At 54.3% G+C, this 23,174-nt stretch carries 19 protein-coding genes; 7 read left to right on the forward strand and 12 right to left on the reverse strand.

The annotated features are described in order from the left end of the window. Nucleotides 1-10: 10 nt before the first annotated feature. The 4 genes from METLA_RS0109525 to METLA_RS20805 all read right to left on the reverse strand — a co-directional run bounded on the left by METLA_RS0109525 (nucleotide 11) and on the right by METLA_RS20805 (nucleotide 5,749). The gene (locus METLA_RS0109525) at nucleotides 11-1,213 is read right to left on the reverse strand and encodes an NAD-dependent formate dehydrogenase (RefSeq protein WP_024298332.1); all 1,203 of its coding nucleotides are present in this window, start codon (nucleotides 1,211-1,213) and stop codon (nucleotides 11-13) included. A gap of 328 nt (nucleotides 1,214-1,541) precedes the next feature. Continuing rightward, nucleotides 1,542-2,303, reverse strand: a complete 762-nt coding sequence (locus METLA_RS0109530; RefSeq protein ID WP_024298333.1) for an ABC transporter permease — start codon at nucleotides 2,301-2,303, stop codon at nucleotides 1,542-1,544. Next, nucleotides 2,300-3,253, reverse strand: a complete 954-nt coding sequence (locus METLA_RS0109535) for an ABC transporter ATP-binding protein (RefSeq protein WP_024298334.1) — start codon at nucleotides 3,251-3,253, stop codon at nucleotides 2,300-2,302. The genes METLA_RS0109530 and METLA_RS0109535 overlap by 4 nt, the downstream gene beginning before the upstream one ends. Nucleotides 3,254-3,433: 180 nt before the next feature. Next, nucleotides 3,434-5,749, reverse strand: a complete 2,316-nt coding sequence (locus METLA_RS20805) for a DUF255 domain-containing protein (protein WP_084480112.1) — start codon at nucleotides 5,747-5,749, stop codon at nucleotides 3,434-3,436. A gap of 291 nt (nucleotides 5,750-6,040) precedes the next feature. Between METLA_RS20805 and METLA_RS0109545 the strand changes: the two genes are divergently transcribed. The 3 genes from METLA_RS0109545 to METLA_RS0109555 all read left to right on the forward strand — a co-directional run bounded on the left by METLA_RS0109545 (nucleotide 6,041) and on the right by METLA_RS0109555 (nucleotide 8,893). Further along, nucleotides 6,041-6,241: a hypothetical protein gene (locus tag METLA_RS0109545; protein WP_024298336.1), complete on the forward strand. Its 201-nt coding sequence runs from the start codon at nucleotides 6,041-6,043 to the stop codon at nucleotides 6,239-6,241. A 120-nt stretch (nucleotides 6,242-6,361) separates the two neighbouring features. Continuing rightward, complete coding sequence (locus tag METLA_RS20810) at nucleotides 6,362-7,321, forward strand: FecR family protein (RefSeq protein ID WP_024298337.1); 960 nt, start codon at nucleotides 6,362-6,364, stop codon at nucleotides 7,319-7,321. Nucleotides 7,322-7,570: 249 nt separating this feature from the next. Then, nucleotides 7,571-8,893 (forward strand): PepSY-associated TM helix domain-containing protein, encoded by a 1,323-nt coding sequence (locus METLA_RS0109555; protein WP_024298338.1) that lies wholly within the window; start codon nucleotides 7,571-7,573, stop codon nucleotides 8,891-8,893. Nucleotides 8,894-9,009: 116 nt separating this feature from the next. Here the strand turns inward: METLA_RS0109555 and METLA_RS0109560 are convergent, their stop codons facing one another. Beyond that, nucleotides 9,010-9,987 (reverse strand): FecR family protein, encoded by a 978-nt coding sequence (locus tag METLA_RS0109560; RefSeq protein WP_024298339.1) that lies wholly within the window; start codon nucleotides 9,985-9,987, stop codon nucleotides 9,010-9,012. 36 nt (nucleotides 9,988-10,023) lie between these two features. Between METLA_RS0109560 and METLA_RS22580 the strand changes: the two genes are divergently transcribed. Next, entirely contained in the window at nucleotides 10,024-10,251 is a 228-nt protein-coding gene (locus tag METLA_RS22580; protein ID WP_152539414.1) for a hypothetical protein, read from the forward strand. A 246-nt stretch (nucleotides 10,252-10,497) separates the two neighbouring features. After that, nucleotides 10,498-11,058 (forward strand): NHL repeat-containing protein, encoded by a 561-nt coding sequence (locus METLA_RS20815; RefSeq protein ID WP_024298340.1) that lies wholly within the window; start codon nucleotides 10,498-10,500, stop codon nucleotides 11,056-11,058. Nucleotides 11,059-11,248: 190 nt separating this feature from the next. Here the strand turns inward: METLA_RS20815 and METLA_RS0109575 are convergent, their stop codons facing one another. Then, on the reverse strand, nucleotides 11,249-13,144 hold the full coding sequence (locus tag METLA_RS0109575; RefSeq protein ID WP_024298341.1) for a transketolase C-terminal domain-containing protein: 1,896 nt from the start codon (nucleotides 13,142-13,144) through the stop codon (nucleotides 11,249-11,251). A gap of 290 nt (nucleotides 13,145-13,434) precedes the next feature. Here METLA_RS0109575 and METLA_RS0109580 point away from each other — a divergent pair, with 290 nt between their 5' ends. Both METLA_RS0109580 and lplT read left to right on the forward strand, forming a co-directional pair. Further along, on the forward strand, nucleotides 13,435-15,651 hold the full coding sequence (locus tag METLA_RS0109580) for an AMP-binding protein (RefSeq protein ID WP_024298342.1): 2,217 nt from the start codon (nucleotides 13,435-13,437) through the stop codon (nucleotides 15,649-15,651). 21 nt (nucleotides 15,652-15,672) lie between these two features. Beyond that, nucleotides 15,673-16,851, forward strand: a complete 1,179-nt coding sequence (gene lplT, locus METLA_RS0109585; protein ID WP_024298343.1) for a lysophospholipid transporter LplT — start codon at nucleotides 15,673-15,675, stop codon at nucleotides 16,849-16,851. On the opposite strand, the gene METLA_RS0109590 is transcribed toward lplT, so the two are convergent. The 6 genes from METLA_RS0109590 to METLA_RS0109615 all read right to left on the reverse strand — a co-directional run bounded on the left by METLA_RS0109590 (nucleotide 16,835) and on the right by METLA_RS0109615 (nucleotide 23,005). Beyond that, the gene (locus METLA_RS0109590; protein WP_024298344.1) at nucleotides 16,835-18,175 is read right to left on the reverse strand and encodes an MFS transporter; all 1,341 of its coding nucleotides are present in this window, start codon (nucleotides 18,173-18,175) and stop codon (nucleotides 16,835-16,837) included. The two genes, lplT and METLA_RS0109590, sit on opposite strands and share 17 nt — an antisense overlap. Before the next feature lie 104 nt (nucleotides 18,176-18,279). Continuing rightward, a complete protein-coding gene (locus METLA_RS0109595; RefSeq protein ID WP_029646563.1) occupies nucleotides 18,280-19,593 on the reverse strand; it encodes a transporter in 1,314 nt (437 codons plus the stop codon). 475 nt (nucleotides 19,594-20,068) lie between these two features. Beyond that, nucleotides 20,069-20,554: a hypothetical protein gene (locus tag METLA_RS21425; protein ID WP_152539415.1), complete on the reverse strand. Its 486-nt coding sequence runs from the start codon at nucleotides 20,552-20,554 to the stop codon at nucleotides 20,069-20,071. Between the two features lie 17 nt (nucleotides 20,555-20,571). Continuing rightward, entirely contained in the window at nucleotides 20,572-21,264 is a 693-nt protein-coding gene (locus METLA_RS0109605) for a C39 family peptidase (protein ID WP_024298347.1), read from the reverse strand. A 25-nt stretch (nucleotides 21,265-21,289) separates the two neighbouring features. Continuing rightward, on the reverse strand, nucleotides 21,290-21,652 hold the full coding sequence (locus tag METLA_RS0109610) for a hypothetical protein (RefSeq protein WP_024298348.1): 363 nt from the start codon (nucleotides 21,650-21,652) through the stop codon (nucleotides 21,290-21,292). 111 nt (nucleotides 21,653-21,763) lie between these two features. Beyond that, nucleotides 21,764-23,005: a beta strand repeat-containing protein gene (locus METLA_RS0109615; protein WP_024298349.1), complete on the reverse strand. Its 1,242-nt coding sequence runs from the start codon at nucleotides 23,003-23,005 to the stop codon at nucleotides 21,764-21,766. Nucleotides 23,006-23,174 lie beyond the last annotated feature (169 nt).

The raw sequence follows: 23,174 nt of genomic DNA on the forward strand, positions 1-23,174 counted from the left end.
CCGCCGGTGATTATGAAGCCTTGAATCTCGCCGCTTCTTCGGAGCCTTTGGTAACGTTGCCTTTGCTGTAGGAATGCTCTCCTGTGCCGGCGAGTTTGCCGCCCTCGACGATCAGATATTCATTACGAATCGGGCGGCCTTCAAACCAGCATTCCAGGACTTCCCGAACGCCCGCAGCATAACGCGCTTGCGCCGATAAACTGGTTCCCGAGACATGCGGCGTCATCCCGTGATGCGGCATGGTCCGCCACGGATGATCCTGCGGCGCAGGTTGCGGAAACCAGACGTCCCCCGCATAGCCGGCCAATTGACCACTTTCAAGAGCGCGGGCAATTGCATCGCGGTCGCAAATCTTGCCGCGAGCGGTGTTGATCAGATACGCACCGCGTTTCATCTTGCCGATCAGCTTATCGTCGAACATGTGTTCGGTTTCCGGATGCAGTGGACAGTTAATCGTAACCACATCGCATACGCGAATCAGCGACTCAACATCGGGATGATAAGTGACGTTCAGTTCTTTTTCGACTTCCGCAGGCAATCTGTGCCGGTCGGTATAATGCAGTTTGACATCAAACGGTTTTAATCTCCTGAGCACTCCCAGACCGATGCGTCCGGCAGCGATAGTGCCCACTTCCATGCCTTCGAGGTCATAAGACCGCGAGACGCAATCGGCGATATTCCATCCGCCTTTTATCACCCATTGATAGGACGGGATGTAATTACGTACCAAACTCAGTATCATCATGACGACATGCTCGGCCACGCTGATGCTGTTACAGTAGGTAATTTCCGCAACGGTAATGCCCCGATCGATTGCGGCCTGCAAATCGACATGGTCGGAACCGATGCCGGCGGTCAGCGCCAATTTTAGCTTGGGCGCTTTGGCCATTCTTTCGGCGGTCAGATAGGCTGGCCAAAAGGGTTGGGAAATGACGATTTCGGCATCGTGCAGCTCTTTTTCAAATACGCTGTTCGGACCGTCCTTGTCGGAAGTCACGACCAATGTATGTCCGAGATCTTCAAGAAATTTTCTCAACCCCAGTTCGCCGGAGACGCTTCCCAGAAGATCGCCGGGTTTAAAATCGATGGCCTCAGGCGTGGGAGTCGTCTGGCCGTCGGGATAAACGGTCAGCTTTGGAATGGAATCGCGCGGATAGGATTTCGGATAGCCGTCGATAGGATCGTCATACAGGACACAAATTATTTTTGCCATGTTGTCCTCCTTTGCTAATTGATAGGTAGTCAAATAATGGAATTATTGGCTGTTCTTTCTTCCTTCAGTGGATTGCTGTTATCTTAAATAAAATGTTGAATCGTATTGATTCTTCCTAATTATTACCTTGACAGATAGTTGGACTGAAATTAACTGGAATCTATCCCCAACAGGTATTGAATCTTTCTTGCGCTAGGAGCTTAGCGCAGTTTCGCGCACGCAAACCCACATTTTTCAAGGTGACGGCGGAACGCATTAAGAGCGGGATGCTATTTTTTCGCTCGAAGAAAACTTTGTAACTGCCCCCTCTGTCAGAATAGTTGTCGCCTCAATTTCTAATTTTGTACCCCGTCTTAAACACCCACCATACAAAAGTCAGACAGATGATGAGAAAGCCAAACGTCATGCCAATACTCACGGCGATATGCACGTCAGCCATGCCGTAGAAGCTCCAGCGAAAGCCGCTAATCAGATACACCACCGGATTGAACAGAGTGATCTTCTGCCACAAGGGGGGCAACATATTGATCGAATAGAACGCGCCGCCCAGAAATGTGAGCGGGGTGACGACCAACATCGGTACCACCTGGAGTTTTTGAAAATTATCGGCCCACAGGCCGATAATAAAGCCAAACAGACTGAAAGTCACAGCCGTGAGCAAGAGAAAGGCGACCATCCACAAGGGATGGGCAATCTCGTAAGGCACAAAAATGCGCGCCGTCCCCATAATGAGTAGGCCCAACATCACCGACTTGGTCGCCGCTGCTCCCACATAACCCATCAGCACTTCGACCCACGAAACCGGTGCCGATAGCAGCTCATAGATCGTGCCCGCCCACTTGGGCATATAAATGCCGAAAGAGGCATTGGAGATGCTTTCGTTCAATAAATTCAGCATGACCAGCCCCGGGATGATGAAGGCACCATAACTGACGCTGTCGATGTCGCCCATGCGCGAACCGATGGCTTTGCCGAATACGATGAAGTACAGCGAAGTGGTCAGCACCGGCGCGACGATACTTTCCGCCAACGTACGAAAGGTGCGTGCCATTTCAAAATGGTAAATGGCGCGAATGCCATAGAGGTTCATGCCTGCTCCTTCTTGGACTGATGCACCAGACCGACGAAGATGTCCTCCAGTGAACTCTCGCTGGAGCGCAAGTCTTTGAAGTCGATGCCGTGTTCATTTAGCGTACGCAGCAGCGTAGCGATACCGCTTTCTTCTTCCTGGGCGTCGAAGCTATAAATCAGGGCGTGTCCGTCGTCGGAGAGCGTTAACGACCAAGCGTTTAGCTCGGCTGGGATGCTGGACATGGGCTGCCGCAAAGTCAGGGTGAGCTGCTTTTTGCCGAGCTTGCGCATCAGTACCTCTTTGTCTTCAACAACGATCAGTTCACCTTTGTTGATGACGCCGATGCGGTCTGCCATGTCTTCGGCTTCCTCGATGTAATGGGTGGTCAGAATGATCGTGGTACCCTGTGCACGCAGCTCGCGCACCATGCGCCACATGTCGTGTCGTAACTCCACATCCACGCCGGCACTCGGCTCATCAAGAAACAATATCGTTGGCTCATGGGCGAGGGCCTTGGCAATCAGCACTCGGCGTTTCATGCCGCCAGAGAGCGTCATGATTTTCGCGTTGCGCTTGTCCCACAGGGACAGATCGCGTAGTACTTTTTCCAGGTAGACTGCATCGGGCGCCTTACCGAACAGCCCCCGGCTGAATTTGATCGTGGCCCAGACCGACTCAAACGCGTCCGTATTCAGTTCCTGCGGCACCAGGCCGATGGCTGCCCGCGCCGCGCGGAAGTCTCGCACGGTGTCGTGACCGTCGGCGATGATGGTTCCGGAAGTGGCATTGACGATGCCGCAGACGAGGCTAATCAGTGTCGTCTTGCCTGCACCATTGGGTCCGAGCAAGGCGAATATCTCGCCGCGTTTGATATCCAGGTTGATGTTTTTGAGCGCTTGGAAACCGCCGGCATACCTCTTGTTAACGCCGCGTACGAAGATGATGGGGATGGCGTTATCGGCGTTCATGGTCGCGGATGTGGGCATTTTTTTCATGGATGAAGGTAAATTCCAGAATCTATTGCCTAAAGTGGTCATAGACGCTACCGACCCGTTGCTACCGTTGAGGATTAGAATAATCGAGCGTCCGGTTCCTACCACGGAGCGGCCATTCTCCTTAAAAACAAGTAAACCGCAGTCTGTCGCCTTTTATTTTAACTGGACTGGCATAATCCAATCCGAGGGCGCCAGGCAGGTAGTATCCTTGCAGGCCTGGGCGCGGACGAGCAGGCGGAGATTTTCTGCGCCGCCCGGAAGCGTCACTTGCACCGGAATACTTATCTTCCCTTCATAGACTTTAATGTCACCCAATGGCGTGGTTATGGCGCTCGCATCGGGGTAGGCAGGCTTTGCTTCCGTCTTGCCGGAGTCCTCGCGGACATCGACAGAAGTGGGAATCAGGAAATCGAGGCTAGCCGGATTGGCATTGATATGCCAGCCCTCGGCAATATCCAGTACCACCGTGACAGTGAGGCAATTTCCCTCGCGCTTGGGTTCCGAGGCGCTGACCTGCACATGCGCTTTGGTTTCCATCGCCTCCTGTAGGGTAGCTGTTTCAACCGGTTGTTGTGTTGCCTTCGCTGCCGGTGTCAGATGATTCAGCCGAAGAAGCGCATGCATCATGTGCGTATAGCCTCTCGGGTCCTTTTTAATGGCCTGCCCGAAAGCCTTAAGCAGCGCCTCGGTCTGTTGCTTCCACTCTGCATTGCCCGTGATTTCATAAAGATCGAGCAATGCGTGCGCCATCACCGCGTTGCCGGAAGGAAGGGCCGAGTCCACGGCATTCTTCATGCGCACCAACAGCTGCTCGCTGCCATCGGTGAAATAATAGCCGCCATGCTCCCGATCCCAAAACAGCTTCTTGGCCTGCGCCACCAGTTCCTCGGCGGCTTGCAGGTATGTGTCCGCCTTGGTCGCGCGATAGGTGGATACCAGCCCCTGAATCATGAAGGCATAATCCTCGAAATAGGCCGCGATTTCAGCTTTTCCGTCACGCCATGTACGATACAGCGTGCCGTCTTGTTTTCGCAAATTTGCCAGAAGAAAATCGGCGGCACGACGGGCGGCCTGGATATATTCCGCCCTCCCCATGCATTGCCCGGCGCGGGCGAACGCGTCGATCATCAGTCCGTTCCACGCCGTGATGATTTTATTGTCAAGGTGCGGCAAAAGGCGCTTGCCCCGTGCTTTGCGTAGCGCGCTCATCACGGCCTGCTGTTTCTTGACCATCTCCTCATAGGACAGGCCTGCCGCCGTCGCAATCTCGGAAAGCGGCTGTTTTAGAAACAGCACCATGCCGTCCGTATGCTTGTGGCCGGGAATCTCGGGAATTTCCGCTAACCCGTAATGTTTCGCCAACCAGGCATAGGATTCCTTATCCAAGGCATCATGCAACTCCGCATCCGTCCAGGCGTAATACGCGCCTTCCACGGCGTCGGTCTCGGCATCCAGCGCAGAGTAGAAGCCGCCGTCCTTGAGCGTCATCTGCCGCAACGTGAAAGCGAAAATGCCTTCGGCGACTGCGCGACTTTCGGGAATATTGGAAAGCGCGTAAAGCTCCGTGTAGGCGCGTGCCAGCAGCGCCTGGTTATAAAGCATCTTCTCGAAATGCGGGATACGCCACTGCGCATCGGTGGCGTAGCGATGGAATCCGCCGCCGACAGCGTCATAAATGCCGCCTTGCGCCATCGATTCCAGCGTGCCGCGCACCATATGCAGCGCTACGTCATTGTGGGTCAAGCGGTAAGTGTCGAGTAGAAATAGCAGCGCGGCCTCATTCGGAAATTTCGGCGCCTGATAAAAACCGCCGAACCGATTGTCGTAGTAATCGCCATAATGCTGGAGCAACGCTTCGATTGTCGGCTGTTCGGGAAGGATGCTGGCTGCATCGTTTTCCTGCTGCTTGATCTGGATGATGGCGCCGGCCAGCCGGTCGGCCAGCGCTGTTATACCTGCCTGATCCTGTGCCCATCGATCGTGAATCTGCTGAATGACCGACGTGAAAACCGCGGGTGGAAAATAAGTACCGGCGAAAAACGGCTTAAGATCGGGTGTGACGAACACGTTGTTCGGCCAGCCGCCGCCACCGTGCGTCATGATTTGGGCGGCTGTCATGTAGATGTCGTCCACGTCCGGGCGCTGCTCGCGGTCGATCTTGATGCTGACGATAGACTCATTCATCAACCGAGCGATGTCGGGATTCTCAAAGATTTCCCTCTCCATCACATGGCACCAGTAACAGGTGGAATAGCCGATAGAGAGCAGAATCGGTTTGTTTTCCTTTCGCGCCTTGGCAAACGCTTCCTCGCCCCACGGATACCAGTCAACCGGGTTATGCGCGTGCTGGAGCAGATAAGGGCTGCTCGAATCAATAAGCCTGTTTGCGGAGGCAGGTACCGAAAGAGAAAAAGTCAAAATCCCATCCAATAAGAAAATTAGAGCATTGGAGATATGACTATAGAACAATTTTTTTATGTAAAAAGTTCCTGCTCTTTATTAAGGCAAACCGTCAAGCTTATGCCGAGCTTCAGGTGCTGCGGGCTGCGTAACATCAGTTAAATGACATAAAACCGAATCGGGCTCAGCGATCAAATACGGCGTCACAGGCTGAAATCTGGCCCTAGATTGCTGGCGCAACCCAATCGCACCATCGATGCCTGGGGAAAACTGGAACGCCCCTTACCCGGCACAACACTTGCCTATAAATCTAACTCCGCCGCTGCCTAAGGACCGCGGCGACAACTCCCGGGTATTTATTTGCCGACTATCTGGGGCAAAAAACCGTACAAAATCCGCGCGCCTTTCTGTTCCGTATGGCCGCCAATCAATCCACCGATTACCTTCGGCAGCATCAAACATCTTTCCTACCAGGAAAGCACCGGATTGTCCTACAATACTCTCTTCAAATACATCCAGAAAGCCCTGCTGCACTGCCAGCGTTACCTGGAGGACGAATAAAATTTCTTCGATGACGCCTGACAGCGAACGCAACTTTCAGGATAATGGCATTTATCAATCCAGACGCACGCACGCCATGCTTTTCTCCAAGCCTTCCACAAACCACGGCGGCAGCCGGCCATGAACGGCCGCCCGGTAAAGCCGCCAGGCGATGTCAACGAGCAGGCCGTCTATTGGCTGACCCTGCTGACATCCGGTGAAGCGGACGACGAACAGCACTGCGCGTTTGAATACTGGCTGGCCGAAGATAAGGCGCATCAGTCGGCCTGGGAGCGGGCGCATCGGATCTGGCGCGACATCGAAGGTTTGAACGAACAGGATTTTCCGGCGGCAGCGCCGGTGCCAGTCCGCAAATCGCCTCCGCACCGCGCCGGGTTTTCCTCTGCGTTGGCATCTGCGGCTTGCCTGGTGCTGGCAGTTTTTCTCTTGCGCCATGATCTGCAGTTTCATTCAGCCGACTACCGCACAGGTATCGGCGAGAATCAAACCCTCAGCCTCGCCGACGGCTCGGAAGTGCAGCTCAACTCCGGCACGGCCTTGTCGGTCAACTACAGCGCCTCCACCCGAAAACTGGTTTTGTACGGCGGCGAAGCCTGGTTTAAGGTCGCGCCGAATCCCCGGCCTTTTGAAGTGGTCACCTTCTACGGTAGGGTGCGGGCACTGGGCGCCGCTTTCGATGTCAAAGCGCTGCCGGATTCTGTCGCCGTGACCGTCTTTGAACACGCGGTGCGCATTACCCTGGCGAACGGGGAACGCGTCGAGCGCTTGCCGGAAGGCGCCGCGATCCGCTTCGGTCAGACGGTGACCGACCTAAAGCCGCGCGTCGACCTCGACGCCGCCTCGGCCTGGCGTCAACAACGCATGATCTTCCGCAACAAGCCGCTGCAAGAGGTAGTCGAGGAGCTTAACCGCTATCGCAAAGGCCGCATCGTGATCACCAGCCATTCGCTCAACGCCTTACCCTTAACCGGGACTTTCGACACGACCCATTCGGAAGAAGCGCTGCAAATGATCAAGGCCAGCCTTGATCTGTCCGAATACCGACTGACCGACCGCTTGGTGTTTTTGTATCGGAATTAAAGCCCCCCTCTTTGAAAATGACGACTGCATGGATGCCACCACTAAAGGGTGGTCTATGGACAGAGGTAGGGCAATGCTGGGAGCTGTTGCCGAGGGCGCGGGGGAGATTTTTAAATAAATCCCCCTCAATCCCCCTTTTTCAAAGGGGGAGGATAAATAACCCAGGTCGGGCCACGGCAAAGCCGTCTCTCACCTAACAACAAACGCCGATCCATGGGATAATCCGCGCTTTGCCTGAACCCTTCCTCCATGACCTTTGCGATCATCAAGGCCCGGCGCGGCCGGGCCGCCTGGCTCAAACTGCATCTATTGCTGGCGCTCGGCGCCGGCTTTTTGTTCGCCCTGTTGGGCCTGACCGGCAGCCTCAGTACCTACCGGGAAGACATCGACGAACGGCTCAATCCCCGGCTGGTGATCGACGCACCCAGCGGCGACTATCAATCCCTCGACAAGATCATCGCGGCGGTGCGCGCGGCGCATCCGGACCGGCACGGCGCCTGGACGCTCGAAATGCCGAGATCGCCGCGCGGCATGATCACCGCCTGGTTTGACAAGCCGCGGGAAACCTATTTCGAGTGGTATGCGCCGTTGATGGTCTCGGTCAATCCCTATACCGCCGAGGTCGTCGCCAGCCGCTTCTGGGGCTCCACCTTCACCACCTGGCTGCTGGATTTGCATAGCCACCTCCATCTCGGCCTGTCCGGCCGCAACACGGTCGGCGCCTTGGGACTCTTGCTGATGCTTTCGGCAGGCAGCGGGTTGGTGTTGTGGTGGCCGGGCGTGAAGGGAATCATCAAGGCGCTGACGATCAGGCGGACCTCCGGCATGCTGCGCTTTGCGACCGACCTGCACAGGATGACCGGTTTTCTCAGCGCCCTGGCCCTGTTGATGCTGGCGAGTACCGGCTTCCTGCTGAGCTATCCGAAAGCCCTGGAAAAACTGACCGGCGCGGCCGGCATGGGCCACGGTGAAGCCGACCGCACGATCATCAGCACCGCGGTGCCGACCAACAATCCGCTCGGCCTGGAAGGCGCCGAATTCATCGCCCGCGCGCCCTTCCCTCGCGCCGAATTGCGGCGCATCACCACCCCGGTCGGCGACAGCGGCGTCTATGAAATCCATTTCAGGCAAGACGGCGAAATCAATCAGCGCCACCCTTTCACCACGGTTTGGGTGGACCGCTGGAGCGGGCATATTCAAGAGGTCCGCGACCCGGCCCGATTTTCCGCGGGACAAACGGCCGCGACCTGGATATGGCCGCTGCATTCGGGCGAAGCCTTGGGTGCGACCGGGCGCCTGCTCTGGTTTCTGGCCGGCCAAACGCTGTTTTTCCTGTACCTGAGCGGCCTCTTTAGATGGCTATGCCGGCGCGGCGTCGTTGCGGATCGGCCGGTCGATTTTGCCCCATTGAAGACCGCAGATTACCAGGCCATGACCGTGACTTACCGCCAGCGCCTGATGCTCTGGCGGCTGGCCGTCAACGGGGGACACAAAGCGCTGCCGCAGGCCGCGGCCTTATGGCAGGCGCTGACGCGATGGCTGCTGATCATGAAAAAATCACTCCGAAATTAATTTACCGTATGCCGGCTTATGCCGTTCGGCACGGCGTGTCTGCCGCCAGCGGATCACGTCTGTCACAAACAGTAGCAGACAGGCCAGCCCGCACCGAAGTTTTGCAAGCGGCAAGATTAGCGCGCCGCCAGTAAAACCAAACGGCCGGGCAAACGGTAGGCGGCCAGCTTCAGCGTGTTTTCGATCACCGCCAAAGCCGCGTCCGGCTCACGGGGGTCAAAAACGCCGGTGACCCGTTGTTGTTTCAGGCTTTGATTCACGATCACGATTTTTCCAGGCCGGTAGCGGTTCAGTTCGGCGACGACCTGCATCAGCGGCACGTCGCGGAAAACCAGACGGTGCTCGCGCCATGCCTGCGTTTGCTTCAGATTGACCGGGAAGACCGGCGAGACCCTGCCCGCATTCACCGCGACCAGCTCGCCTTCCCGCAAGCTCTCGATCGTCGTACCCTGGCTGAAGATGACCCGTACCGCATGTTCGTAAACGGTCACCGCCATGTCCCGCTCGAGTTGCCTGACTTCGAAAGCGGTGCCGAGCGCCCTCACCCGGCCGTCATCGGTCTCTACATCAAACGGGCGCTCGGCATCCTTCGCGACCTTGAAATAGGCCTCTCCGCCATGCAGAGTGACCGTGCGCCGCGTTGCGGAAAAATCGACCGACAGCGCGGTTTCGGTATTCATCAGCACGGTCGAGCCGTCGCTCAATTGCACGGAAAGCTGCTCGCCGACCGCGGTTCGGTAATCGGCAAACCAGACCGGCCAGGCCTCGATGCCGACCCACACAAGCAGCAGCAAACAGGCAAATGCCGGCATCGAGCACGGATTGATAAAACCCCGCAGGCATTTTTTAGACTTCATATCGCGCCGTTTGTCGGCGCTGGACAGGCATTTATCGAGCAAGGCGGCTTGCTCATCATTCAACATATCGAATTTTTTCCAGAATGCCCGCGCCTTGTCCCATTCCGCCCGGTTGGCCGGGTTTTCGGCAAACCATGCCTCAAAAGCCTGGCGTTGTTCGGGGCTGGCGAAGGGCGAACTCAACAACACCAGCCAATAATTGGCCTGCTCTTGCGGCGTCTTTTTGTCTGGTTTCATGGAGTCCGGCGGCGATGATTCATTCTGGATAAGACTATGACGCCTGCTGCGGCAAAAAAATCATCGGTGCTCATAAAAAAGACGGCGTCTTGCCGTCAATTTTTTTCTTCGAAACGCTGCCGGCAATGCGCCCCCCTCGCTTTAATGCTTGATCCTGAGCATGAGGAAGACGTGGCGGCAAATCGTCCAAGTATCGATCAGCCTTACGTAATCCAGTCCGGAAATAACCGCCTCTCCCTCAGCATTTCTTCAAATGCTGGATGATGCTAACGCTTGCCTACACGCTCAATCTCGGCATTTAAATTTGAAAATATGGTAGACGGCACTGAAATTAGGCCGACCTGCGTGAAATAATGTCATACGGCTTCATTACTATATTGCCGGCATCTCAAGTGCCGGCGACTATGTTTTACCTTGATTTTCTTGTTTTTGTGCAGTCGAGTTCGCATTAACCGATAAATCGATTTGCCAAAAGTTTTTAAGAACGATTTCATCAGAATCAACATAACAATGAGCATAAACCATTACACGTTTTATCCGCCTCGGTGGCAGACGCTAAAAATCTTGGCACTGTTATCGATCTTTGCCTCCACCCTGTTTTCAATGCCCGCCGCAGGAGCAGAACAGCCGCCGGTGCTTGTCGCCGCATGGGGCAATGAAAGCGAGGTTTTAAAATATCCCCAAAGCATAGCGACTGATGCGGCAGGAAATGCCTATGTCGTTGATAGCAATGATAACAGCATCAAGAAATTCGACAGCAACGGCCACGTCCTGAGCCAATGGGGAATCAGCGCAACCGCCGGCGGGCAATTCAACTATCCTCATGACATAGCCACCGATGCGGATGGCAACATCTATGTCGCGGATACTTATCATCACCGCATCCAGAAATTCGACAACAATGGCCACTTCCTCGGCACATGGGGAATAAGGATAGATGCCGACGAACAGTTTGACTCTTTTGCATTGGGTGCCGATGTTGGCATTGCAACCGATGCTTCGGGCAACGTCTATGTCGCGGATGGCAATAATGACCGCATCAAGATATATACTTATCAACCTCTATCCTAATTCACCGGTCTCACCGCCAGAAGAGCCGCATCCGGCAACTAGATCAACGTAAGTTGGGCCTGAAGTCAGCGGATCAGCCCGGAAAACTCGGCGATTATCGCCGACTTCTTTTCCGCAAAGTTGACCGCGCCGAATCAATCCGGCAAAAAAAAGGGCGCTTAAAGCGCCCTTTTTTGTGGATCAAAGCGGCTTAACGCATCGATTTGATCTTCGCGATGATGCCGACCGGGTCGAGGCCTTGGTGCGGGTATTGTTCCCACAAACCGCCGCAGCCTTCCTTGTGGGTGCCGATGTGCGCGAATTTCGGCGTGAAGCCGCGCTCCAACAGCCAGGAGCCGTAACGGCTGCCCAATCCGGTCTTACGGTTGAAGGATTCGACGACCAATACCAGCGGCGACATGCCGACCTTGGCCAGCATGTCTTCGTCGAGCGCGTTCAGGGTCGGCTTGTTGATCAGGCCGACATCGATGCCCTCTTCCTTCAGGCGCTCGACCGCATCCAGCGCGCGGTACAAGGCTTCGCCGAAGCTGACGATGTAACCCTGGGTGCCTTCGCGGATCACTTCATCCTTGCCGGAGACGAATTTGTAATCGCCGCCGAAGCGCTCATTGCCGTTCTCGTCCAAAATAATCGGAGTCTTGGAACGGGTCGAGAAAATGAAGCGCAATCCCTCATCGTGGAAGACGCTTTCGACGCAGGCGCGCATTTGATTCGGATCGGCCGGGAAATACAGGTTGGTTGCATAAGCATCGTCCAGACCGTTGTCCGCGAAAAAGCTGTTCAGACCGAAATGGCAGGTGTTGTCCGCCATGTCGTCGATGCCGGAATGCGAATAATGGCTCAGTACGTTCGAGTTGTTCAGACGCGCCATCGTGATTTCGGAAATGTTCATTTCCAAAAACGCGCTGAAGGTGCCGAAAATGCCCTGCTTGCCCTTTTCCATACCGAAACCGGCCGCCGCGGAGAAGTTGCCGCGTTCCATGATGCCGGAGGAAATGAAAATTTCAGGATAAGCGTTGTGAATCTTGACCAAACCGCAGGAGCCTTCGAGGTCGCTGTCGATCACGCGCACTTTTTCGACGCGTTCGGCTTCGCTCATCCGGCCCAAAACAGCTACTGCCGCATCGCCGAACACGTTACGGTTCGCATCCCATTTGTCGCTGGAGCCCTTGAAGGTATAGTCCTGCTTAGCCGGCTTCGCGTTTTTCAAATGATCCGCCGCCGCTTGATAGCCGCGCGCTTCGAGGTATTCGACCGCCAGTTTGACCGAAATTACGTCATGGCCGTGGTTTGAACCTTCGAGGCCCGGAATGCCTGGGCACATCGGACGGTGGTTGATCACCGCGACCGGGCCTTCGGTGTTGATCGCCTTAACGATGCGCGCGTACAGATCGTCGATGTCTTCGCCATTGCCTTCCAATACGGTCAGACCGTGGCCGCGCAGGGTTTGCGCAGTCGAGCAGCCCTTCAGGTAATGCGACGGATGGCCGGCGATCGTCACGTCGTTGTCGTCGATCAGCAGTTTGACGTTCAGTCCCTGCGCCACGGACAAGCGCGCCGCTTCGGCGTCGTCGCCTTCCTGCTGCGAACCGTCGGAGCCCAGGCAGAAGACCGTTTTGCCGGGATTCGCCATCGCCACGCCGTTCACATACGGCCACATGTGGCCCAGACGGCCGGAGCTGAATTTGACGCCGGGGGTAAAGCCCAGTTCGGGGTGACCCGGCAGGTGCGAATGCGCTTCGCGGTACAGCATCAATTGTTCGGCCGGCAGGTCGCCGCTCAATGCCGCCATCAGATATTGCGTGCCGACCCGGTGGCCGGCTTCGTCGAAAAAGATTGGAACGAAGTCGTCGGAACCGCGGAACAGCGCGTCCATGATCATCACTTCGGGAACGGTGTCGTACGGACCGCCGGTATGGCCGCCCACGCCGCGCGCGGCGCCGGTTGCGGTAAAGAAGATGATCGCGTCGCGGCAAAGCTGAATGTTCGCTTTCAGGGCCGCTTTTTGCTCCGGCGACAAGGTCGGGCTGCCTGCATCCAGCGAGATGCGGTTATAGGCGCCCAGATCGATCGGGAATTGTGCCATGTTGTGTTCTCCAAATTGTTTTGTGTTTTTGTTATTGGGTGGTGTTAGCGCATATCCTTTGCTTTATGTGTGCCTCGGGTTATTTTAACCTAAAAAAATCGCACCGCCGCTTAATTTTGCTGCAAACTGGCGCCAATTGCGCGCATGCATCAAGCTAGGCCGGCCGCGGCATAGAATTAGACTTGACGGCAAAGCTCCCACATTAATTGAACACTGTTTAATTATGCGCTATATTAATCTTCATTACGATGACTTTGATAGTTTGATAAGATGAAACGAGGAGGATTGCTATGCTGAAACAACTATTGCGTTTTACGGTAAAACTGATTCTTAAAGTACTGTACCGGGTCGAAATCCACGGCCTCGAAAATTACCATGCCGCCGGCAAACGGGCGTTGATTGTCGCCAATCACACATCGTTTCTCGACCCGATGCTGCTGTGGATTTTCTTGCCGGACGACATCACTTTCGCGATCAATACGCATATCTCGGAGCGCTGGTGGCTGAAGCCGTTTCTTGGCCTCTCGAAAGTATTCCGGATGGACCCGACCCACCCCCTGTCATTGAAAGACCTGACCCACCATTTGCAGCACGACACCAAAACGGTGATCTTTCCGGAAGGCCGCATCACGGTCACCGGCACCTTGATGAAGATTTACGACGGCACCGCGATGGTCGCGGACAAATCGCAGGCTGCGGTGCTGCCGATACGGATCGAAGGCGCCAAATATACGCATTTTTCACGGCTGCAAAACGTGGTGCGTCTGCGCTGGTTTCCGAAAATCACGATACAGATCCTGCCGCCGACCCGGATTCGGGCGCCCGAGGAGCTCAAAGGCAAGGCCCGACGGCAATACTGCGGCCATGTCTTGGCCGACATCATGACCGAAATGATGTTCGCGACCAGCCATTACCGGCAGACGATATTTTCCGCTCTGCTGAATGCGCGCCGGGTGCACGGCGGCAAGTTTGCGATCGCCGATGATATGGCGCGTAAACCGATCAGTTACAACACGCTGATCACCCGCACGATCGCCTTGGGCAATCTGATCGCTCCTATCACCGAAACGAGCGAGCACGTCGGCGTGATGCTGCCGAACTCGACGAATACGCTCGCCGTGATACTGGGTCTGCAATTGCATCAGCGCATCCCCGCGATGCTGAACTTTTCGACCGGTTCGGCCAGCATGGTCTCGGCCTGCAAAATAGCCTTGGTCAAGACGGTGATCACTTCGCGCCAATTCATCGAAAAAGGCAAATTGGCCGAGGAAGCCGCGCATCTTTCCGAACACGTCAATCTGGTTTACCTGGAAGACCTGGCCAAGCAGATGACCCCGACCGACAAACTGAAGGCCCTGGTGCAGAGCCATACCACCGGCCTCTGGTACAAGTCCGACCACATCGATCCCGACCACCCGGCCGTCGTGCTGTTTACCTCCGGTTCCGAAGGCACGCCGAAAGGCGTGGTGCTGTCGTATTCGAACATCCTGGCCAACCTGAAACAGCTCGAAGCGGTGATCAATTTCAATCCGCAGGACGTGGTGCTGAACTTCCTGCCGATGTTCCATTCGTTCGGTTTCACGGTCGGCTCGATGCTGCCGGTGCTGAACGGCATGCAGGTGTTCTTCTATCCGACCCCGCTGCATTTCGCGGTGATTCCGGAAATCGCCTACGAAATCAAGGCGACGGTGATGTTCGGCACCAACACCTTCTTGGCGGCCTACGGCAAGAAAGCCAATCCTTACGATTTTTACCGGATGCGCTATGTGGTCGCCGGCGCCGAAAAATTGCAGGAAAACACCCGCGCGCTGTGGGCCGAAAAATTCGGCATCCGCATTCTCGAAGGCTACGGCGCGACCGAAACGACCCCGATCACCTCGGTCAACACACCGATGTGTTTCAAGGCCGGCAGCGTCGGCCGCTTCATGCCGAGCATGAAACATCAACTGGAGCCGATCCCCGGCATCCATGAAGGCGGCCAGCTGCATGTCAGCGGCCCGAACATCATGAAAGGCTACCTGCTCGCGGCGAACCCCGGCAAACTGGTGCCGCCCGAATCGAAATACGGCAAGGGCTGGTACGACACCGGCGACATCGTCTCGGTCGATAACGAAGGCTATATCACGATCAAGGGCCGCAGCAAGCGCTTCGCGAAGGTCAGCGGCGAAATGGTGTCGTTGACTGCGGTCGAACAGCTCGCGATCGAAGCCTGGCCGGAAGGCCACCATGCCGCGGTCAGCCTGCCCGATCCGAAAAAAGGAGAACAGGTGATCCTCCTGACCACGCACAAGGGCGCGACCCTGCATGATCTGGCCAAATCGGCGGTCGGCGTCGCCCAGATCAGCCTGCCGAGGAAGGTCATCGCAGTCGATGCGATACCGTTACTCGGGGCCGGCAAGACCAATTATATCGCGGCGACCGAACTCGCGGCAGCAAAGGTTACGAATGCCGATTTGGGCCAAAGCCGGACTGAGGACGAACATCACTCCGATGCCCTGCATCAATGACATAGAAATCCAGGGTGGATAATGAACAAACAAATCTATCCCCTACTAATCGCGCAATTCCTCTCCGCCTTCGCCGACAACGCGATTTTGTTTACCGTGATCGCGATCATAATGAAGTCAGATCATGCGGCGAGCTGGTACGTGCCGGCCCTGCAAAGCTCGTTCCTGGTCGCCTTCGTGGTGTTGGCGCCCTGGGTCGGCGGCTTTGCCGATCATTATGCGAAGTCCAGGGTATTGATTGTGGCGAACCTGATCAAGGCCGTGGGCGCCGGCTTATTGTTCCTGCATGTCGAACCGTTATTGGCCTATTGCATCGTCGGCGTCGGCGCGTCGATCTACGGCCCGGCCAAATACGGCATCCTGCCCGAACTCGCCGGACATCAGTTTCTGGTCAAGGCGAACAGTCTGATCGAGGGTTCGACGATCCTCGCGATCTTGATGGGCATGCAGATCGGCGCGAAGGTGGCTGATCATTCGACCGATCTGGCCTTGGCCGGCACGATCGTGTTGTTCATCGTTTCGGCCCTGGTCACGCTGCTGCTGCCGACCCAGGCGGCCAACCCTCCTGCCACCGGTTCGAAAATCCTCGAATTCGGCCGGCAGATGGGCCAGTTCTTTACGACGCCGCGCTCGCGTTTTTCGATGCTCGGTGCATCCCTGTTCTGGGCCACCGCGGCGACCTTGCGCGTGTTGATCGTGGCCTGGGCGCCGGTCGTGCTGGCGCTGAACAACGCGACCGAAATTGCCGAACTGACGCTGTTTCTCGCGGTCGGCATCATCGCGGGATCGGCGCTGGTGCCGCGCATGATTCCGCTCGAACATCTGCGCCGCGCGCGTCTGCCGGCTTATCTGATGGGGCTGTTCATCATCGGGCTTAGCTTTGCCGACAGCCTGTGGCCGGCGCGCGGCACGCTATTTTTTGTCGGCATGATGGGCGGCATGTTCATCGTGCCGGTCAATGCGGCGCTCCAGGAACTCGGCCAGCTCAGCATCGGCAGCGGTGCGGCGGTCGCCTTGCAGGGCTTTTTTCAAAATCTGACGATGCTGCTCGCGGTCGGCGGCTATACCGTTGCCGCCTCGCAAAATGCCGATCCGGGGATTGCGATCCTGGTGCTGGGCGGCCTGGTGTTTGCGGCCACCTTCCTGGTCTCCTGGCATCTGCCCGATAACACCATGAACCCGTTCAAAAACCGCCGTTAGACATAGAATGGTTTGCCGCCGCCCTGCCCCGGTCTTCGTCGACCTTGAACAACAGCAGCAAGCCGAGCACAAAAAAGGCCAATGTCGACAACAGCGACAGGCGGTGGTTACCGCCGCTCCAGTAATTGATCAGGCCGTAACTCAACGGCCCGACGATCACCGAAAGCCGGTTGACCAGTCCCCACAAGCCCAGGAACTCGCCGGCCCGCTCGGCCGGTGAAAACTTGCTGACCAAGGCGCGGCCGACCGCCTGACTCGAACCCATCGCGACCCCGATCACATTGCCGACGATCCACATGTCCTCCCGCGTCTCGGCAAAATAAGCGCCGATCAGCGCGGCAATCCAGATCACTAATGTGATCGCGAGGGTCGTAGACGAACCGATCCGGTCCTGCAATTGCCCGCAAAGCAGCGCTCCGACCGCAGCAGTCACATTGATCACCATGACCAAAACGATCAACGAATGGGTATCGAAACCCATCACTTGCTGCGCATAAATCGCCGCCAGCACGATCACCGCGCTGACGCCGGACTGATAAACCGCCATGGTGATCAAAAACCAGATCAGATCGCGAAAGCGCCGGGCTTCCTGGAGGGTATGCCGCAAACGGCCGAAACTTGCCGCAAACAAGGCCCAGCCCAAAGGGACAGATGACGGTATGGCGCGCTCCTTGAGCCAGAGAAACGTCGGCATGGCGGCCAGCGCAAAAATGGCGGCGGTAATCAACAACGTACCCGGCACCGCTTCGGCTTCGGTCATACCTTGATGCTTCGCCCAGGTGATATAGCCGAGGCAGAACAGCAGAGTCAAAAGCCCGCCAACATAGCCGAGCCCCCAGCCATACCCCGACAGCCGTCCCATCTTCTCTTCGGTCACCAGTTCCGGCAAAAACGCCGCGACCAGATTTTCGCCATACGCAAACATCACCGACGACAGCATCACCAGCACCATGCCAAGGGGGTAATCGCCGGGACCGACCAGGGCCAATAACGCGGTCATCAAAATACAGCCAATCGATGACAACAGCAGCAAGCGTTTCTTGCAGGCCCTGACATCCGCAAGCGCCCCGACCAGTGGGGCGCTGAGCATCACGATAAAATTCGCGAAACCGACCGACAGCGACCAGAGCAAAGTCGCCAATCCCGGCGAGACACCCGCTGCGCCGCCCGCGACCACGGCGACAAAATAGGTGCTGAAAATCGTCGTCTGCACGACGGTCACGTATCCCGAATTCGCAAAATCGTAGAAAGCCCACGCAATTAATTCCCGGCGGCCGGCATGGCCGATCGCGTGATTATCTTGGTCTGAAAATTGTTCGTGCATGCGGATGATCCCTGAATAAAAAGCGTTATCAGGGATATTATCCGCCTTTAGGCCTCAACTTTGAAATCCTAAGCGTGGAGGGACGAGTCCAGCGCCACGCCCCTTTAATTCAAATCGAAAGTGAATGGCATCCTGTATTCAAGACTCACGTCGGGCGCGTCATTAGTCGTGCCTATCGATAAAGATAAGTTGTGCGTGGATTTTTTGGAATACTTGTAGGAGTAGCCGACCAGGAGTTGTCCGATATCCAGGGTACTGCCTGTAATGGTATTTCCATCCAGATCGGAGTCAAAAACATGCCTGTGTTGGTAACCTAAACTAAATGACGACCGTTCATTAATGCCAAATCCCAAGCCAAAGCTTAAACCTATGGTATCCCCCGGATCGAATTTACCCGCATTGGTACTGGTTTCGGCGTTGTAGTTGTAACTTATATTTCCGTAAAATACCGCCGGATCCGTCGGATAGAGCGCGGTAATGCTGGGTTGAACGCTGAAGTAGCCGGCGCCTGTCGGCATTTCTGCCGGAAATGAAAAACCTGGAATCCCGACGGCTTGAACTAATGGAATGTCGAATGGGCTTTTTCCAGTGGGTGCCGTCGCAAGCAAGTTGGCGATAAAGATCGGCAAGCCATCGGACCCGCTGTTAAGCTGATAGCGGCCGGCAAATTGAAGATCGCCAATATCGCTTCCGTCCGTGTTGAACGCTTTATCAATGGCGGCTTGTTCCAGTAATGGCCGTGCGCGTTGTTCTTGAGTGCGGTAGACATAAGGCGCTCTGAATTCAAGCTCCAAACGATCCGTGAGACCATAGCGAAAGCCCAGAAAACCCATCAAGGTATGCTGTTTAATCTGGCGAACATCAATCAGGCCAATGGCAATAGCCGGAAGAAACGTATAGGCATCTAGGAATACCCGGTTATTATCGTAGTAGCTATAAAACAGTGACGGCTCAACAACCAAATTGTTTTTTCTGGTCAACACGCCGCCAACCGTTTGACTGACTCTGGGAATTTCGGGCGGCCTAGGTTTTTTGGTTTCCGGCGGTGGCTGACCCACAGGCCGGGATGGAAGCCGATCAGGCAATGCTGACTGTGCATTAGTATTTCTTGCCGCAACGACTTGAGGCCCATTTGCTGCTTGTTTTACAGGGGGCTGATTCTGTACGGTCTGATTAGCCAAAGCATCCAGCCGCAATTTCATTTGCTCCAGTTGTTTGCCTTGCTCGACAATAATCTGCCGTTGTCTTACAAATTCCTTTTGCTGCTCGGCAATCAGTTTTTTATATTGCGCCAAGTCGTCATTTTGCGCGCCGGCTTCCGCATAGCTCCTGTTCACAAAAAAAAACAGCAGATAAAAAATAACTCCCTTAATAGCTCTTCGTAGAAGAAAATCACTGCTTACGAATTTAATCTTCATACTATTTATTCCATTTTTGATATTAAAAAATAAAAATTAAATTACCAACTATTTCACTCGGACTTGAATTTTGTGATTGCAGTTATTTTAATAAAACCTTAAGGTAAAATTATATATCAAGCCCATTTTGTTTTGCAATAAAAGCCTATTGATGTCGTAATTTTCTAGAGAAAAAAACAAGGCGATAGTGAATTGACAAAAGCCAGTACCATCCTGTTTGTGTCAACTTGGTTGTAAGGCATGAGGCGTTAGCGGTTAAAATGATGGGCGCTTCTCGTTTTCATCGCCGTGCATCATGTCAAATTGTATTGTGCTTTAACATTATTTTCCGCTTCGGATCTACTAAAGCCCCGTACCCTTACGGCATCACGAGCGCTGGCCAGGTTGAAGCGTAGTTAAACCCCAAATTGTGATGTGGGAAAGAACTCCGTTTCCGCCCCCCTCGCTCTAAATATAATGAGCCCCCTGGGTTGCCTTACATGCCAGGCAAGACCAAATTATTAACAATAGCCCCGCCATTGTTTAAATTAAAATCCCTAACGTTGCTCACCGTTAAATTAAGTTGAGTCAGAGCACTGATAGTTTGATTATCCAGGTTGTTCTGGATAACGGTACCCAGTCCTGACATGCTCAAGCCAGGATTTTGGATAATGTTGCCATTCTGAATCAATGCCACATTGCCCGGTAACTCGAAAAAAGATGAAGACACTACAGCGCCATTCAACGATATGATTCTTTCCAGACTAAAATCGATAGTGATTCCGTTTGGCAGTACAAACCCGCCTCTTAACTGATCCAGTTCGCTGTCGGAAGCGCGCTCCCAGTGCTCAAACGGGTGGTCTGCAAGAGTTGGCGTTGCATCCGCAAACACTTGACTCGCCATGCCGGCAAGGCCCCAGACCATTATCCGACAAACCGTCCTTATGAATTTATAACAGCCGCTAGATTTATTTACATTCATGTCAAATACGCCTCGCATCAAAAATCCCTAACATTAGGTTGCAGCAAATTGAATTGACCCAGACTGCTTCGGTCAACGGCAGACTCTAACGGTGCCTTGACCCGCAACGCCCACTCTTTCTTATCTTGAAAATGACTCGCCCCCATATCCTGTTTGTCATAGATTAAAAATAAAATACGGTTCTGCCACATGTCTTCGAACTCATCGCGGGGAATGGCTTTGACACCCACCGCGGGATCTCCCACCAAAACATCTCGCTCATCGAGGCCTTTGATAATAACGAAATGCATGTAACCGTTCTTATTAATGATGGTCATCGCCGGAGCGTTGGCGGTAACCAGTTGATCCAAATTAATTTTGAAACCATCGGCGCGATAACCCCGTCTTTCCAGGTAAAGTTTGATATCCAGTAACGAAAAACCCAGTTTTTGAATCTTCTTCTGGTCGCCTTTCTGGTACATATCGACAAACACGCTTTGCTCAGTAACAGGATCGTCATAGTGAAACGTGAGCAGGCTTGCCAGCGCTGCCGAACCACAGCTGAAATCGTACTGTTGCTTGTATACCGTCTTGAAGCGCAGCTCCAAAAAAGTGGTCATGGGTACGTCATAGTTGCCGCCGCCAGCAATGCCGTTTACATTGATTGACCCGGCATTGCTGGAAAAAGCGGGTAACGCGAGCAGCAAATATCTGGCAAAAAATCGTTTCATGTTGTTCCATCTAACCTGGACGGCGTTAAGGCCTGATCGTTACACTCACGATAGTGGAATCCTGAATGATGACGTTGTTACCGCTGTTTTGAATCACGCTGGCAATGCCGCTGACATGGGTAAATGAGCCATTATCGATACTGTTGAAACCGTTCACATTGTGGTTGGCATTGCCGTTGATTGTGGCTTGAAGATCCTGGATATTCAGCAACGCCATATCAAACCCTTCTCGGCCCCTTGCATTATCCAGTTCATCCGGTAACGCTTTTTCGGCCGTAGCAAAGAGGATCTGCCTTTCCTCATTTTGAACGGTATCGGCTGTTACCGGCTGGGTCTTCATTATCATTATAAGTAACGTCAACAAGGTGCTTTTTAGTATCGTTCCCATCACGTTCTCTCCTCATAATTGATGCGTTGTCAGTCAATAGCCGGTGAACGAATGACTCATTCACCGGCCCACCGAAAATTTATTAATTCAAACAATTAATAAACATTAAGGCTACTGACCAACCGTTGCCGTGCCTTGGGTAACATTGACAGTACCGTCAACTAAGACAGATTGTTGCGCCAAACCGGTGCCCGAATTTTGGAAGACTTGGGTCACACCCGCGTTTCCAACGACCGAGCTGTTCATCGTGTTATCCCCCACAGGTATGGCTGCCAATTGCAATCCTCCGGTTGTGTCACTAGCAGGGATACCCGTGACAGAACCATCCAGAAGTTGATTGTTAACTTTGTAGTTACTGGTGGCATCACCATTAATTGCCTGTGCATTACCGTAGCCATCTTGGTACGCTTCGACATATTGCGCGGTAGCGTCGCCAATGTTGGTTGCCGCTGAACCGGCTGCTGACGCTGATGAGCTGTGTGCCGTAGCGTCTCCATTATTGGTTGCTGCATTGCCGTATCCGTACGCATCTGAAGTGTGCGCAACAGCATTTCCAACATTGGTTGATGCCGAACCTGTGCCTGATGCGTGTGAGTCTTCAAGCGTATTGGTAGAAGTCGCCGAGCCACTGCCATTGTTTGCGGTACCATTGTCGCTAGCCGCCGCAATGCCATTCAAACCATCACTGTTGTCAGTGTTGTTGCTGTCGTGGGTAGAAGTTGCCGAGCCACTGCCATTGTTTGACGTACCATGTTCGCTAGCTGCCGCAATGCCAGCGTAACCATCACTGTTATCAGTGTTGTTGCTGTCGTGGGTAGCAGTTGCCGAGCCACTGCCATTGTTTGAAGTACCCCCACTAGATGCCGTCGATTGGCCATTTGCTCCATCTAGACTATTGTTGCTATAGCTGGAGTCCGAATTGGTAGAGTTTGCCGAGCCACTGCCATTGTTTGACGTTCCATTTTCGCTAGCCGCCGCAATGCCATTCAAACCATTACTGTTGTCAGTGTTATTACTATGGCTGGTGTCTGTATTGGCAGAAGTTGCCGACCCACTGCCATTGTTTGCCGTTCCATTTTGGCTAGCCGTCGGAGAACCTTGGAGACCATTACTGTTATCAGCCCAAGGGTTATTGCTATGTTCTGTTGTGGTGACATCGCCGACAGTAGATGTGCCGCTTTCGCTCGCCCCAGCATTACCGTTACCCTGACCGGCGGACGCATCAACACTGGCAGATGACGCGTTGCCGTCGCTTTGTGAAAGGTCAATAGTAGGATTAGCCCAAGCGCTGGAAACAGTACCTAAAGCCAAAAGAATACTAGCAGCCAAGATTTTTTGCTTAAATTGTTTCATAGCTATTACTCCAGAATTAAAGTATAAAATCCCATCGGATGTTTTATCCGACGATGACTGGCACACGCCATCCCACCATAATTTAAAGCGGATCAGGCTGGCTGTTACCGGCGGCTAGTATCATTCAATTGCATCTCAAAATTCCATAGAGCCAATCTTAAAATTCAAT

It is taken from the genome of Methylomicrobium lacus LW14 (assembly GCF_000527095.1).
Taxonomy (GTDB): domain Bacteria; phylum Pseudomonadota; class Gammaproteobacteria; order Methylococcales; family Methylomonadaceae; genus Methylomicrobium; species Methylomicrobium lacus.